3 protein-coding genes are annotated in these 14,565 nt (G+C 73.1%); all 3 read right to left on the reverse strand.

All coding sequences use genetic code 11. The features are described from left to right. Nucleotides 1-75: 75 nt before the first annotated feature. Genes ACODT5_RS12660 through ACODT5_RS12670 form a run of 3 tightly spaced genes read right to left on the reverse strand, consistent with a single transcriptional unit; the run spans nucleotide 76 to nucleotide 14,564 of the window. Nucleotides 76-1,779 carry an ABC transporter ATP-binding protein gene (locus ACODT5_RS12660; protein WP_422519261.1) on the reverse strand — a complete coding sequence of 568 codons (1,704 nt, stop codon included), beginning with the start codon at nucleotides 1,777-1,779 and terminating at the stop codon, nucleotides 76-78. Further along, the gene (locus ACODT5_RS12665; RefSeq protein ID WP_422519262.1) at nucleotides 1,766-12,718 is read right to left on the reverse strand and encodes a non-ribosomal peptide synthetase; all 10,953 of its coding nucleotides are present in this window, start codon (nucleotides 12,716-12,718) and stop codon (nucleotides 1,766-1,768) included. Before ACODT5_RS12665 ends, ACODT5_RS12660 begins: the two co-directional genes overlap by 14 nt. A gap of 58 nt (nucleotides 12,719-12,776) precedes the next feature. Further along, entirely contained in the window at nucleotides 12,777-14,564 is a 1,788-nt protein-coding gene (locus ACODT5_RS12670) for an ABC transporter ATP-binding protein (protein ID WP_422519263.1), read from the reverse strand. Between the last annotated feature and the right edge of the window lies 1 nt (nucleotide 14,565).

Consider the following 14,565-nt stretch of genomic DNA (forward strand, 5'->3'; position numbering starts at 1 on the left):
CCGACGACAAGGGGGCCCGGGTGGCCGGCGATTCGCCGGCCACCCGGGCCCCCTTGTGTTCACCCGCTCAGAGACTCACCGCGTGACCGCCGAGCAGTACGCCGGATCGGTGGCCAGCAAGTGCCGGTGCGTGCCTTCGGCCGTGACGACCCCGTCGCCCAGGACGAGGACCCGGTCGGCGGCGTCCAGCAGGGCCGGGCTGCTGGTGATGACCACGGTGGTACGGCCCCGGCGCAGCTCCGCGATCCTGCGGGCGACGAGCTGCTCGGTGACCGCGTCCACGGCCGTGGTCGGATCGCGCAGCACGAGCACGTCGGAGTCCGCGGCCAGCGCCCGGGCCAGCGAGAGCCGCTGGCGCTGCCCGCCCGAGAGGTTCGAACCGCGGTCGCGGACCTCGTAGTCGAGCCCTTCCCGGTGCAGGGCGACGACATCGGTCAGCATGGACGCCTCGACGGCCTCGGGCACCGTCCGGCTGGTGCCCGACGGGTCGATGTTCGTGCGGAGGGTTCCCGCGAAGATCTCCCCGTCGTGCGGGTTGACCAGCATGAGCTCGCGGACCGCCTCGACGAGGAGTTCCGCGAGGTCCTGCCCGCCGAGCCGCACCACTCCGCCGTACGAGGCGGGCGGCACGTTCACGGCCAGGATCGAGGCGAGTTCGGCCGCAGCGCGCGGCTGGTAGACCGCGATCGCCGTGAACTGGCCGGCCGGGACGCGGAACTTCAGGCCCTGGAGGGACTCGTACCGGACGCAGTCGATCTCCAGGTCCCCGCCCGGTGCCGGGCGGGCCGTCCCCGGGGCCGCCACCGGAGGGGCGGTCAGCACGAGGGCCATCCGCTCCGCCGAAGCGCGCGCCATCATCACGTACTTGGGCATGTCCGAGAACAGCCGGAGCGGCTCCATGATGAACTGCGCCAGGCCCACGGCCATGACGAGCTCACCGATGCTGATCTGCCCGTCGAAGGCCAGCCAGCCGGCGGTCAGGGTCACCGCGGCGGCGAGGGTCGAGTTGAGGGCCAGCGCGGTGCCCGTGTAGGCGCCGTTCACCTTGGCGACGGTGATCGCCTGTTCCTTCGCCTCCGTGCTGACCTTCCGGTAGGAGCGGAAGGCGGCGTGGTTGCCGCCGAAGCCGTGCAGCGGGCGCAGGCCCGTGATCAGGTCGGCGACCTTCGCGCCGGCCCGTGCCACCCGGGCCTGCTGCTCCTGGGTGCTGCTGCCGATCCGCTTCGACATCACGCTGAGGGTCGACAGGATCAGAGCCGTGCCCACCATGACCAGCAGGCCGAGGCGCAGGTCCGCCAGGCTCAGCGCGACCGCCGCGACCACCACCGCGACCGAGGAGCTGATCAGCATCGGCACGACCTCGACGATGTCGGCGGTCTGGTCGGCGTCCTCGGTGGCGATGGTGAGCACCTCGCCGGACTTCAGGTCCACGTCCCGGGCCACCGGCTGGAGGCCGCAGGACGCGACCCGCACCCTCCAGTGGTGGGCCTCGGTCGTGTTGGCCTTCTGCAGGATGCGCATCCCGTACCGCCACGACAGCGACACGGTCGTGATGATCACGGCCAGCGCGCCGATCGAGAGGGCGAGGGCCCCGGGGCTCCGCCCCTTCATCGTGTGGTCGACGATCAGGCCGAGCGCGATCGGGAAGGCCGTCTCGCCCGCCTGGTACAGGCCCATGAGGACCGTGCCCCAGACCATGGCGCCGACGTTGCGCCGTATGGCGGTCCGCAGGATGTCGGATCCCGCGCGGCGGGATCTCTGGACGTCAGGAGTTGTCATCAAGGTGCCGGGCAATCGCTTCGGGGGTTCGCAGGGTGAGCAGGTCACGGATGGTGATCGTCGGGCCGAATTCACGGCGCAGGAGTCCGACCAGGCGTACGGCCAGCATGGAGTGTCCTCCGAGGGACACGAAATCGCTCACGGCGCTCACCTCGTCGTCGTCCAGGTCCAGGGCTTCCGCGAAGAACTCGCAGACCAGGACTTCGGTCTCGGTCTCCGGGCCGCGCTCGCCCGAAGTGGTCAGCGCACCCAGCGGCTTGGGCTCCGGCAGGGCCTTGGTGTCGGCCTTCCCGTTCACCGTGAGCGGGATGGCGTCGACCTGGGCGTAGTGCGTCGGGCGCATGTAGTCGGGCAGTCCGGTGCCCGCCTCGGCGGCGACCGCGGCCAGGTCGGCTCCGGCCTCCAGTACGAGGAACGCGGCCAGACGGTAGGCGCCGTCGACCTGCGGGTCGGGCTGGGCGACCGCGGCGGTGAACCGTACCGCCGGGTGCGCGGCGAAGGCTGCCTCCACCTCGCCCAGTTCCACGCGGTGGCCGCGGATCTTGACCTGCTGGTCGGTGCGGCCGAGGTACATCAGGTTCCCGTCCGGCCGGCGGACCACCAGGTCGCCGGTACGGTACATGCGCTCGCCCGGCGCCCCGAACGGGGAGGCGACGAACCGGTGCGCGGTCTGGGCCGGCTGGCCCAGGTAGCCGCGGGCGATGCCGATGCCGGAGACGTAGAGCTCACCGGGAACCCCGTCGGGCAGCGGTCGCAGCCACGGGTCCAGGACGAACACCTCGGTGTTGTCGATGGCCACGCCCACCACCGGGTCCTGGCACTCGAAGGTGCCGACGCCCAGGGTGTTGATGGTGTATTCGGTGGGCCCGTACAGGTTGTAGCCGACGGTGCCCTCGGTCTCGGCGAGCCGCTGCCACAGGGGCGGGGTGACCGCCTCGCCGCCCAGGAGCACCAGCGCGGGGCGCCGGTCCGGGTTGTCGAGCAGGCCTTCGGCCGCCAGCTGCTGCGCGTAGGTCGGGGTCACGTTGATGACGTCGATCCCGTGCTCACGGCAGTAGTCGACCAGGCCGGGTGCGTCGCGGCGCAGTTCCTCGTCGCAGATGTGCACCTCGTGGCCGTCGGCGAGCCACAGGAGCTCCTCCCACGACATGTCGAAGGCGAAGGACACGGTGTGCGCGATCTTGAAGATCCGGTTGCCGTGCTCCGCCAGCACCGGTTCGAAGATGCGGCGCTGGTGGTTGATCAGCATGTTGGTGAGTCCGGCGTACTCGGTCACGACGCCCTTGGGCTTGCCTGTCGAACCGGAGGTGTAGATCGTGTACGCGGGGTGCCGCAGCCGGTTCGGGTCGTCCGGTGCGAACGTCACGAGCGGCTCGGCCTCGGGAAGGGGCCGGTCCAGCTCGATCAGGTCGTCGGTCCCGACCGGGCCGCCGGTCAGCCGGGGCGAGACGGCGCTGACGGTGAGGATCACCTCGGGCCGGGCGTCCGCGACGATCGTGGCGATCCGCTCGTCCGGGTGGTCCAGCTCCAGCGGTACGTACGCGGCTCCGGTGCGCAGTACGGCGAACAGCGCGACGATCCAGTCCAGCGTGCGCGGGATCGCCAGGCCCACCGTCTTCTCCGGGCCGATGCCGCGCCCGGCGAGCACGCCCGCCAGCAGGCGGCTGCGGCCTTGGAGTTCGGCGAAGGTCATGCTCCGGCCGTGTGCGACGAGCGCGACCCGCTCGGGTGCGCGGTCCGCCGCCCGGTCGAAGCGGTCGACCACCGTGTCGGTGCCGATGTCGGTGCGCTCGGCGGGTGCGGGCACCGGGCCGAGGCCGGGCAGCGCGCCCACCGGTCCGGTGGAGCGGGCCAGGTCCTGGAGCAGGCCGACGTAGTCGTCGAGGAGGCGGCGGGCGCTGCCGGAGTCGCCGTGGCGGTGCTCCAGCTTGACCGTGAGCCGGTCGCCGGGCGTCACGACCCAGGTGAACGGGTAGTGCGTGGAGTCGTCCGACTTCACCTCGGTGATGCCGTGGCGGGCGTTCATCTCGGCGAGCCCGTCCAGGTCCAGGAAGTTCTGGAGGACGAACAGGTTGTCGAAGAGGGTGTCGTGGCCGCTGGCCCGCTGGATCTCGCCGAGCCCCAGGTGCTCGTGCTCCATCGCGTCGACCCGGGCCGCCTGTACGGAGGCCAGGTACTCCCCGACCGTGTCCTCGGGCCGGGCCCGCGTCCACATGGGCACGGTGTTGAGGAGCACGCCGACGATGTCGGACAGGCCCTCGCCCTCGCGGCCGGAGACGGTCACGCCGAACACGGCGTCGCTGCGGCCGGTGTGGGCGCCGAGCAGCAGGCCGAAGGCTCCGGTGAGGACCGAGTTGAGGGTGACCCCGTGCGCCCTGGCCGTCTCGCGCAGCAGCTGCGACTGTTCGGCGGACAGGGTGTGGAGCAGTGCGGGCGGCAGCTCGTCCGAGAGGGTCGGCGCCGGTCCGGCGAGCAGCGTCGGGCCGGAGAGTCCGGTCAGCTGCTCGGCCCAGAACCGCTCCGAGAGCGCCGGGTCCTTGGCGGCAAGCGATCGGGCGTGGTCCTCGAAGCCCGGCACGGCCGGGGTCGTGGACGGCTGCTCGCCGGCGAGCAGGGCACGGTAGGCCTCGAACAGGTCCCGCAGCACGATCGCACGGGACCAGCCGTCCCACAGCAGCAGGTGGTAGCTGAGGAGCAGGCCGTCGCGGCCGCCGGGCAGCCGGATCACGGTCAGCCGGATCAGCGGAGGCTCGGCCGGGTCGAAGCCGGTGTTGCGGTCCCGGACGCGCAGGGCTTCGACTTCCTCCTCGGTCGACAGCTCGACCGTGTGGACGCCGACCCGGCTGCCCGCCTTGAGGATCTGGACCGGGTTGCCGTCGTCGTCGGTGGTGAAGCCGGCGCCGACGACCGGGTGCCGGGCCATGACGACGGCCATGGCTTCGGTCAGTACCCCGGTGTCGAGGCGGTGGTCGAGGGCGAAGTAGCTCTGCGCGACGTAGTGTCCGGCCGTGCCGGCCAGCTGGGCCTGGAAGAACAGGCCGCGCTGGAGCGCGGTGACCGGCGCGGTGCGTTCGGCCGTCACGGAGGCTTCCGCGAGGGATTCCAGGGCGTGCAGCCAGTGCGCGGTGATCTCGTCGGGGATCCCCTCGGCGAGCGTGAAGGTCGCGTGCAGGCTGCCGGTGGCCGCATCGGTCCAGGCGTTGACCTCGACGGCGTACGGGCTGCCCTGGTCGCCGCCGGTGATGTGCAGCGCCCGGGACTCGCTGCCCCGGCCGAGGTAGTTGAAGAGCACCTGCGGGCGGGCGGTCAGCAGCGGGGCCGTCTGCGGGTTGAGGTAGCGCAGCCGGCCGTAGGCGAGGTGCCCGGACTCGTCCGGCTGGCGCGCCGCGAGCTCGCGGGCGGCCGCGACGGGGTCGGTGTGCGCGGTGAGCCGGACGGGCGCGATGGCGGTGAACCAGCCGACCGTACGGGTGTAGTCGTGGTGCTCCAGTACGGACACCCGGCCGTGCCGCTCCAGCTCGATCGCGAGATCGGTGGGCGCCGGCTGGATCCGCGTCAGGGCGGTGCGCAGGGCGCCGCAGAGCAGCTCGGTCAGGGCGACGCCGAGCGCGCCGGGGGCGGTGCGCGTCACCCGGTCGCTGGCCTCGGGGCCGAGGACCACGGTGGTGTCGCGCAGCGGGCCGGAGGCGGGCAGCAGCGGGGGCGCCTGGAGGGTGTCGACCCAGTGCCCGAGGTCGTCGGCGCCGGCGGCGGACCGCAGGGTCAGCGCGTCGGCGTACTCGGCGTAGGAGGTGGTCGCCGGTGCGAGGGTCTCCCCGCGCAGGGCGGCGGCCACGTCGTCCAGCAGGATCAGCCAGGACACCGAGTCGACCGCGATGTGGTGGATGGTGACCACCAGGGTGCCGGTCGCCGCGAGCCAGGTGAAGGCGGTGACCTCCCCGGTCTCGGGGTCGAGCCGGCCGGCGGCCTCGTTCGCGGCGGCCGTGGCGTCGGCCGTGTCGGCGCGGACGACGGTGGCCTCGCGGGCGGGTTCGGTGCGCAGGGTCCACACGCCGTGCCCGGTGTTCAGGCGCATCCGCAGGGCCGGGTGGGCGGCCAGTACGGCGTTCGCGGCGCGCTCGATGTCGGCGAGGGCGGTGCCTTCGGGCACCTCCACGGTCCTGGCCTGGGCGAACCGGGCGAGGGAGCCGCCCAGTTCGCGCTGGCGCAGGATGATCGGCGTGGGCGCCAGCGGGCCGTCCTCACGGCGCGCGGGAGCCGGGGCCGGGGTCTGCGGCGCGCGCGTGCCCAGGAGCTCCGCGAGGGCGCGCGGCGTCTTCAGGAGGAACACGTCGCGGGGTGCGATCGGCAGGCCGAGCGCCCGGGCGCGGTTGACCACGGTGATGGCGATGATGCTGTCGCCGCCGGCTCCGAAGAAGTCGGTGTCGGCGTCGGCGGCCGGGTGGGACAGGGTGTCGGCGAAGATGCCAACCAGTGAGGCGAGCTGCGAACCGCCGCCCGCAACGCCGCCCGCACCGCCCGCCACCGGGGTGTCGTCCTGCGCGGCCGCCGCGACCAGGGCCTTGCGGTCCAGCTTGCCGTTGACGGTCAGCGGCAGGGCGTCCACGGTCAGGACCCGGCCCGGCACCATGTGCACGGGCAGCTTCTCGGCCAGGAGGGCGGAGAGCTCGCCGGGCACCCGGCCCACGACGTGCGCGACCAGGTGGTCGCCGCTGTCGGCCACGGTGACGGCCACGTCGACCACGCCGTCGAGGTCGCGCAGCGCGGACTCGACCTCGCCGAGCTCGATGCGGAAGCCCTTGAGCTGCACCTGGTCGTCGGCGCGGCCGGTGAACTCCAGCTCCCCGTCGAGGGTGCGGACGGCCAGGTCGCCCGTGTGGTACATCCGGGAGCCGTCGCCCGCGAACGGGTTCGCCACGAACCGGCCCGCGGTCAGGCCCGGCCGCCCGAGGTAGCCGAGGGACACCTGGTCGCCGGCCACGTAGATGGCGCCGACCTGCCCCGGCGGCACCGGCCGGAGCCGGTCGTCGAGCAGGTAGGTGGTCAGGCCCGGGATGGGTCCGCCGATGGGGCTCACGTCGTCGCCGAAGGCGAAGTCCTCTTCGGTCAGGACCCGGTGGGTCACGTGGACCGTGGTCTCGGTGATCCCGTACATGTTGACGAGCTCGGGCGAGGCGGCGCCGTGCCGCTCGGTCCAGCCGCGCAGCCGTCCGAGGTCCAGTGCCTCGCCGCCGAAGATGACGCGGCGCAGGGCGGGGAGCGGCTCACCGGCGTGCCGGTCGGCCTCGACGAACTGGTAGAAGGCCGAGGGCGTCTGGTTGAGCACGGTCACGCCGCGCTCGCGGACCAGCCGGTGGAAGTCGACCGGGGAGCGGGTCAGCCCGTAGTCGGGCACGAGCAGCTCGCCGCCGTGCGCCAGGGCGCCCCACAGCTCCCAGACCGCGAAGTCGAAGGAGTAGGAGTGGAACTGGACCCAGACGTCGTCGGGGCCGAAGCCCATGTCGGGCTGGGTGTTGGCGAGCAGCGCCACCACGCTGGAGTGCGGGACGACGACGCCCTTGGGCTTGCCGGTCGACCCGGAGGTGTAGATCACGTACGCGGGGTCGTGCCAGCCGACGCCGTCCGCCGGGGCCGCTTCCCCGGCGGCGTCCTCCTGCGGCAGCTCGTCGCCCTGTACGAGGACGCGTGCGGCGACTCCCGCCCGCTCCAGCAGGGCGGTGAAGCGTTCGCGCTGACCGGGGTCGACGAGGACGGCCTGCGGGGCGGCGTCGCCGAGGACGTACTCCAGCCGGTCGTCGGGGTAGGCCATGTCGAGCGGTACGTAGGCGCCGCCCGCGCTGACGATCGCGACCAGGGCGACGACCTGCTCGATGGTGCGCGGGACGGCCACGGCGACGCGCCGACCGGGCCGGACCCCGGCCGCGCGCAGGGCGGCGGCCAGTTCGTTCTTCGCGTCGGCGAGTTCGCCGTAGGTCAGCGAGCGGCTGGTGCCGTCGAGCGCGCACTGGGTGACGGCGGTGGCCGCCGGGTCCCGGTCCGCGGTGGCGTCGAAGAGTTCGCCGAGGGTGGTCGGGGCGATCCGGGCGGGGCTCCGGCCGCCCTCGGGCGCGAGCTCGCCGACCGGGGCGTCCGGGCGGGTGAGCAGGCCGGTGAGGGTGTGCGTGAACCGGTTCAGGATGTCCCGGGCGCTGCTCTCGCGGAGCAGTTCGCCGTCGTAGATCAGGTTGAAGCGCGGGCGCCCGTCGAGGGCCCGTTCCACGACCAGGGTCAGCGGGTAGTGCGGGGCCCCCTCGTTGACGAGGCCGGTGACGGCGAGGGTGTCGCCGGTGCGGCGCAGGGCGGCCACGTCGGTGGCCACGTCGAACACCACGAGGGTGTCGAAGAGGGAGCCGACGCCGGCGAGGCGGCCGATCCGGGCCAGGGAGACGTGCTGGTGCGGCAGGACCGCGCCCTGGTGCTCGCGTACGGAGGCGAGCAGTTCGCCCGCCGTGGTGCCGGCGGCCCACCGCGCGCGCAGCGGGACGGTGTTGATGAACAGGCCGACCATGTCCTCGATGCCGGGGACGTCGGCGTCGCGGCCGGAGACCGTGGATCCGAAGACCACGTCGGCGGAGTGCAGGATGCCGCCCAGGGTCACCGCCCAGGCGCTGTGCACGGCCACGCTCAGCGGTACGCCGGCCGTCCGGGCGGCGGCGTCGATGTCGAGCCCCGGTTCGACGGAGGTGTCGGCGAAGCGGTCGGACGGGGTGTGCTCCCTGGCCACCAGCGAGGGGCCGGGCAGCCCGGCGAGTTCGGCGCCCCACACGCGGTCGCTCTCGTCGGCGTCGCGCTCCGCGAGCCAGCCGACGTAGTCGGGGAAGCCGCTCAGCGGGTAGGTGCTGCCGGGCGCGTGGTACTCGGCGAGCAGCGCGCGGAGCATCGGGGGCACCGACCAGCCGTCGGCGATGATGTGGTGGACGGTCTGCACCAGGACGTCGCGGCCGGATTCGGGGTCGCGGACCAGGGTGAACCGCATCAGCGGGCCGGTGGCCAGGTCGAATCCGGCGCGGCGGTCGCGCTCCGCGTGTGCGTGGAGCTCCGCGTCGGTGATGCCGGGCCGCTCCAGGACGGTGAAGGGCGCCTCGGCGCCGCTTTCCAGTACGGAGACGACGCGGCCGTCGGCGAGGGCCGTGAACCGCGCGGCCAGGTTCGGGTACAGGGTGAGCAGGCGGGTGGCCGCGGCCTCGAGGCGGGCGGGGTCGAGCTCGCCCTCCAGGGTCAGCAGCTGCTGTTCGACGTAGCTGCCCGCGGAGTCGTCGTCGAAGACCGAGTGGAAGTACAGGCCTTCCTGCAGCGGGGTCAGCGGCAGGACGGCGCGCAGCTCGGGGCCGTCCAGGGCGTCGACGTCGGCCTGGGTCAGCCGCACCAGCGGGAAGTCGCTGGGCGAGTGGCCGCCCTCTTCGAGCGCGGCCAGGGCGGTGAGGGCCGCCTGGAAGTACCCGCCGATCGCCTCGACGTCCTCGTCGGTGAACATCCCGTCGGGCCAGGAGACGGTGGTGACGAGTTCGTACTCGCCGGTGGCGGAGGGTTCGGCGATCGCGTTGAACTCCAGGGCGCGCGGCAGGCGCATCCTCGGGTCGCGCTTCTCGCCGAGCTGCCCGGTGGTGCCGGAGAGCTGCCAGTCGCCCGGCGCGCCCGCGTCGAAGCGGCCCAGGTAGTTGAAGAGGACCTGGGGCGCGGGGGCCGTGAAGGCGGCGTCGGCCAGGTAGCGCAGGGCGCCGTAGGAGACGCCGTTGCTCGGTACGCGGGCGAGGTCTTCCTTGACCGCCTTGAGCGCGGCGGCGAGGTAGCGGGGGTCGGTGAAGTCGCCGGTCGTACCGGGGTCCACGGTCACCGGGAACAGGGTCGTGAACCAGCCGACGGTCCGCGACAGTTCCGGCTCGACGCCGGCGGCGCCGGCCACGTGGCGGCCTTCGCGGCCGTGGCCCTCCAGCTCCACGTGCGCGAAGGTCTGCTCCTGGCCGCAGCCGCGGCGCCACCGGGCGAGGGTGACGGCGAGCGCGGTCAGCAGCACGTCGTTGACGCCCGCGTGGAACTTCGCGGGGATCTCGCCGAGCAGCGCGGCCGTGGCCTCGGGGCCGACGGTGAAGACCCGGGTCCGCTCCCGCTCGACCGTGTCGTCCCCGGACGGGGCGCGCCTGCCGAGCGGCGCGTCGGGGCCGGGCAGGGGGCGCTCGAAGTAGGCGCGGTCCGCGTCGAATCCGGCGCCCGCCAGGAGCTGGGTCCAGCGGCGGAACGAGGTTCCCACCGCGGGGAGTTCGATCTTCTCGCCGGCGGTGAACCGGCGCCATGCCGTGGCCAGGTCCTCCATCAGGACCCGCCAGGACACGCCGTCGACCACCACGTGGTGGGCGACCAGGACCAGTTGGCGGGCCTCGCGGCGCCAGACGGCCCGCAGCATCACGCCGTTGTCCGGGTCCAGTCCTTCGGTTGCTAGGGCCACGCACGCGTCGAGCGGCCCGTCGCTCTCCTGCCAGTCGGCGGTGGCTCCGCCGGCCTCCGGGATGTCGAAGCTCCAGCGGTCCCCGCGGACGAGCCGGGCGCGCAGCATGTCGTGCCGGGCGACGACGGAGTCGAGGACGGGGCCGAGGGCGTCGGTGGTGAGGCCCTCCGGGGTGTTCAGGACGACCGCCTGGACGAAGCCGTCGATCGCGTCCGTGGTCCGGCCGAGCCACTGGACGATGGGCGATCCCACGACGGGACCGGTCGGGACGTCGGCGTGGTCCACCCGCGCCACGTCCTCGCGGCCGGCGACCGCCGCCAGGGCGCCCAGGACGCTGTTGGCGAAGATCTGGCCCGCGGTGACGTAGAGGCCCGCTTCGCGGAGCGCGCTCAGCAGCGAGATGGCGAGGATGCTGTCTCCGCCGAGCTGGAAGAAGTCCTGGTCGACGCCGACTTCCTCGAGCCGCAGCACGGAGGCGACGGCCGCGCAGACCGCGCGCTCCTCGTCGGTGGAGGGCCGTACGAACGACCCGGTCACGACCTCGGGTTCGGGCAGGGCGCGCCGGTCGAGCTTGCCGTTCGCGGTGAGCGGGAACTCGGCCATCACGACGATGTGGGCGGGCACCATGTACTCGACCATGTGCTCGGTGGCCCAGGCCTTGACCTCGGCGGCCCGCAGCTGCGCGGCTCCGGCGGCCGGGATCACGTAGCCCACGAGGTAGGTGCCGCCCGCGCTGTTCTTCTTCGCGATGACGCAGGTGTGCCGTACCGCGGGGTGCTCGGCGAGGCCGGCCTCCACGTCCTCCAGCTCGAGGCGCATGCCGCGGACCTTGACCTGGTTGTCGGCGCGGCCGAGGAAGTCCAGGGAGCCGTCGGGGGCGAAGCGGGCGAGGTCACCGGTGCGGTAGAGGCGGGAGCCGTCGGCCGCGAAGGGGTTCGCCACGAACCGGGAGGCGGTCAGGCCGGGGGCGTTCACGTACCCGCGGCCCAGGAGGAAGCCGCCGACGTAGAGCTCGCCGCCGACGCCGACCGGGACGGGGCGCAGCTCGTCGTCGAGGACGTAGAGCTGGGTGTTGGGGTTGGCCTTGCCGATCGAGGTCGACAGGCGTTCCGCCTCGCCCCGGTAGATGACGTGGGAGACGCCGATGGTCGTCTCGGCCGGGCCGTAGCCGTGGTACATGGGGATGTCGAGCCGGGTGCGGTAGCGCTCGTACAGCTCGGGGGTGAGCACCTCGCCGCCGCACCACACGTGGCGCATGCTGTCGAGGCGGTCGGAGTCTCCGGCGATCTCCAGCAGGACGTCCAGCATGGAGGAGACGAGGTAGGTGAAGGTGACGCGGTGCTCGGCGATGACGCCGAGGAGGTGGTGCGGGTCGCGTTCGCCGCCGGGCCGCAGGACCACGAGGCGGCCGCCGCACACCAGCGGGAGGAAGATCTCGTTGATGGATATGTCGAAGGACAGCGGCGCCTTGAAGAGGGAGGCGTCGTCGTGTCCGAAGCCGAGGATCTCCTCGACCTGCCAGATCAGGCGTTCGCTGATCGCTTCGTGCCGGATCATCGCGCCCTTGGGGCGGCCCGTGGAACCGGACGTGAAGATGACGTAGGCCAGGGAGTTGCCGTGCGCGGTGATTCCGGTGGCCCCGGCGCTGTGGTCGGCGTACCGCCAGTCGTCGAGGTCGACGGCCGCGGCGGCCGGTTCGGCGGGGTCGTGCTCGCCGGAGTCGTTCAGCTGCAGCACGACCCGCGCGTCGTCGATGACGACGGCGCGGCGCGCGGCGGGCCACTGCGGGTCGAGCGGGACGAAGGCGCAGCCGGCCTGGAGCACGCCGAGCAGGCCGATGACCATGTCGGCGGAGCGCCCCAGCGAGATGCCCACGACCTGCTCGGAGCCGAGTCCGCGGCCGATCAGGTGGTGGGCCAGCTGCGCGGACAGCTCCGCCGCCTGGCGGTAGGTCAGCGAGCGGTGTTCGTCGATGATGGCGACCGCGTCGGGCCTCAGGCGCGCCTGCTCGCGGAACATCTCCACGATGGTCGGCCGGACCCGGTCCGCCGCGTTGTCGTTCCACTCGGCCAGGGTCGTGAGTCGCTCCGCCACTCCGGACGGGCTGATGGTGCCGAGGGGCCGGTCGGGGAAGTCCGCGAGGTCGTCCAGCGCGCGCTGCGCGTCGGACTGCGGGACGGTCCCGGGGACCGCGATGGCCCAGCCGTCGGGGGCGGCCTCGCCGGTCTCCCAACCGCTGGGCGCGGCGCCGCCGTTGTCGACCCAGCCCAGGACGTCCGCGAAGAGCGTTCCGGGGGCCAGGTCGATTCCGTCGGGGCTCTGACCCGTCGCCCAGTACGACAGTCCGATGGCACAGGCCTCGGCGATGGTCCGGTCGGAGTATCCGCCGGTACGCCGGCGCACGTCTGCCAGGCGCGTGGGAGAGATCAGCACGAGACGAGCGCTCGGTTCCATCATTTGAAGACTCAACACCCTTCCAAGGTACGAAGGCTAGCCTAACCTAAATTAGGGTGACCTAACTAGCGTCTCTCCAGGCCCGCCAGAGTCGCGCGTAGCGGCCGCCCAGGGCCACCAACTCCTCGTGCGTGCCCTGCTCCACGACGCGTCCCGCATCCAGCACGGCGATCCGGTCGGCCGCCACCGCCTGGGTCAGCCGGTGGGCCACGAACAGCGTGGTCCGCCCGGCACAGGCGGCCAGTACGGCCCGCTCCAGCTCGGCGGCGCCCTCGCTGCCCGCCTCCGCGGTCGACTCGTCGAGCACGACCACGGGAGCCCGGCCCAGCACCAGCCGGGCCAGGGCGACCTGGGCCACCTTGGTGCCGTCCAGCCGCGCACCGCCCTCGCCGACCGCGGTGTCCAGACCCTCGGGCAGCGCCTCGACCCACTCGGACGCCCCTACGGTGCCCAGCGCGGCCAGCAGTTCGGAGTCGCTCGCCTCCGGCGCGGCCAGTCGCAGGTCGTCGGCGAGCGGCCCGGAGAACACGTGCGTCTCCTGGGTCAGGATGCTCACCAGCGCCCTCGCCCCGGCCTCGTCCAGATCGGCGAGGTCGGTCGACCCGATCCGCACCGAACCGGCCTCCGGGGTCCCGATGCCGGCGATGAGCGCGGCCAGGGTCGTCTTGCCGGCGCCCGTAGCACCCACCAGGGCCAGCGAACCGCCCGCCGGGATCGTCAGAGTGACGTCGCTCAGGACGGGCTCATCGGCTCCGGGGTACCGGAACGTCAGCCCCTTCACCGTCACCGGGTACGGGTCCTCGTCCGCCGGCGCGGCGGCCCGGTCGCCCACCAGCCGGTCCTCGGTGGACTCCGCGAGCACCCCGACGAGCCGGGTCAGGCTCGCGCCCGACTTCTGGGCTTCGTCGAAGGTGAACATGATCGCGCCCAGCGGGGTGAACAGCCGGTGGAACACCAGCGGCGCCGCCGCCACGTCGCCGAGGCTGGCGGAGCCGGTCTCCAGCAGGACGTAGCCCACGATCAGGATCAGCGACAGACCGATGAACTCCGCGCGGTTCTCCCTGCCGACGAACCGGCCGAAGAAGTGGAACACCTCGATGCCGAGGTCGCGCACCCGCCGCGAATCCTCGGAGACCTTCTCGCGGAAGGCCTCCTCCAGCCGGTGCGCCCGTACCGTCTCGATGCCGTTCAGGCCGCTGATCAGCGCCTGCGCGCGCTCGGCCTGGGCCACCGCGCGCTTGCGGTAGAGCGGGGCCGAGCGGGGCAGGTACCAGCGCAGGGCCAGCGCGTAGGCCGGCAGCGCACAGGCGCCGGCCAGGCCGAGCCGCCAGTCGAGGCCGAACATGCCGATCGTGGCGATGGCGACCAGGACCCCCGCGGAGAACACCGTGGGGATGGCCGAGCGGATGCCCTTGGACAGGACGGCGACGTCGTCGCCGACCCGGGAGAGCACGTCGCCGCGGCCCACCTGCTCGACCCGGGCGCTGGGCATGCCCAGCACGGCCCGTACGGCGCCTTCGCGCAGGCCCGCGAGCAGGTCTGCGCCGAGCCGCCCGATCAGGTAGGCGGACAGGGCGGTGGCCGCCGCGCCGAGGAGCGCGGCGGCCACCATCCAGGCCCCGATCGTGACCAGGATCGAACGCGGTTCGCCCCCGATCACTCCGTCGACCACCCGGCCGAGCAGCAGTACGGGGAGCATTTGGAGAGCCGCCCCGGCGACCGTGCTGAGTACGGCGCCGGACGTCAGCCAGGGCATCGTGCGGCAGTTGGCCGCCACCCATCGGGCCGCTTCACGTCCGGTCGTCGTACGCAGGGTTGCCGGGGCGACCCGAATGTCCGTGGTGCTCACA

This window comes from Streptomyces tatrensis (genome assembly GCF_049310065.1).
Taxonomy (GTDB): Bacteria; Actinomycetota; Actinomycetes; order Streptomycetales; family Streptomycetaceae; genus Streptomyces.

Excerpts from the sequence above, each read along its gene's own strand:
- ACODT5_RS12660 (WP_422519261.1), bottom strand. The coding sequence starts at position 1,779 with ATGACAACTCCTGACGTCCAGAGATCCCGCCGCGCGGGATCCGACATC.
- ACODT5_RS12665 (WP_422519262.1), bottom strand. The coding sequence starts at position 12,718 with ATGATGGAACCGAGCGCTCGTCTCGTGCTGATCTCTCCCACGCGCCTG.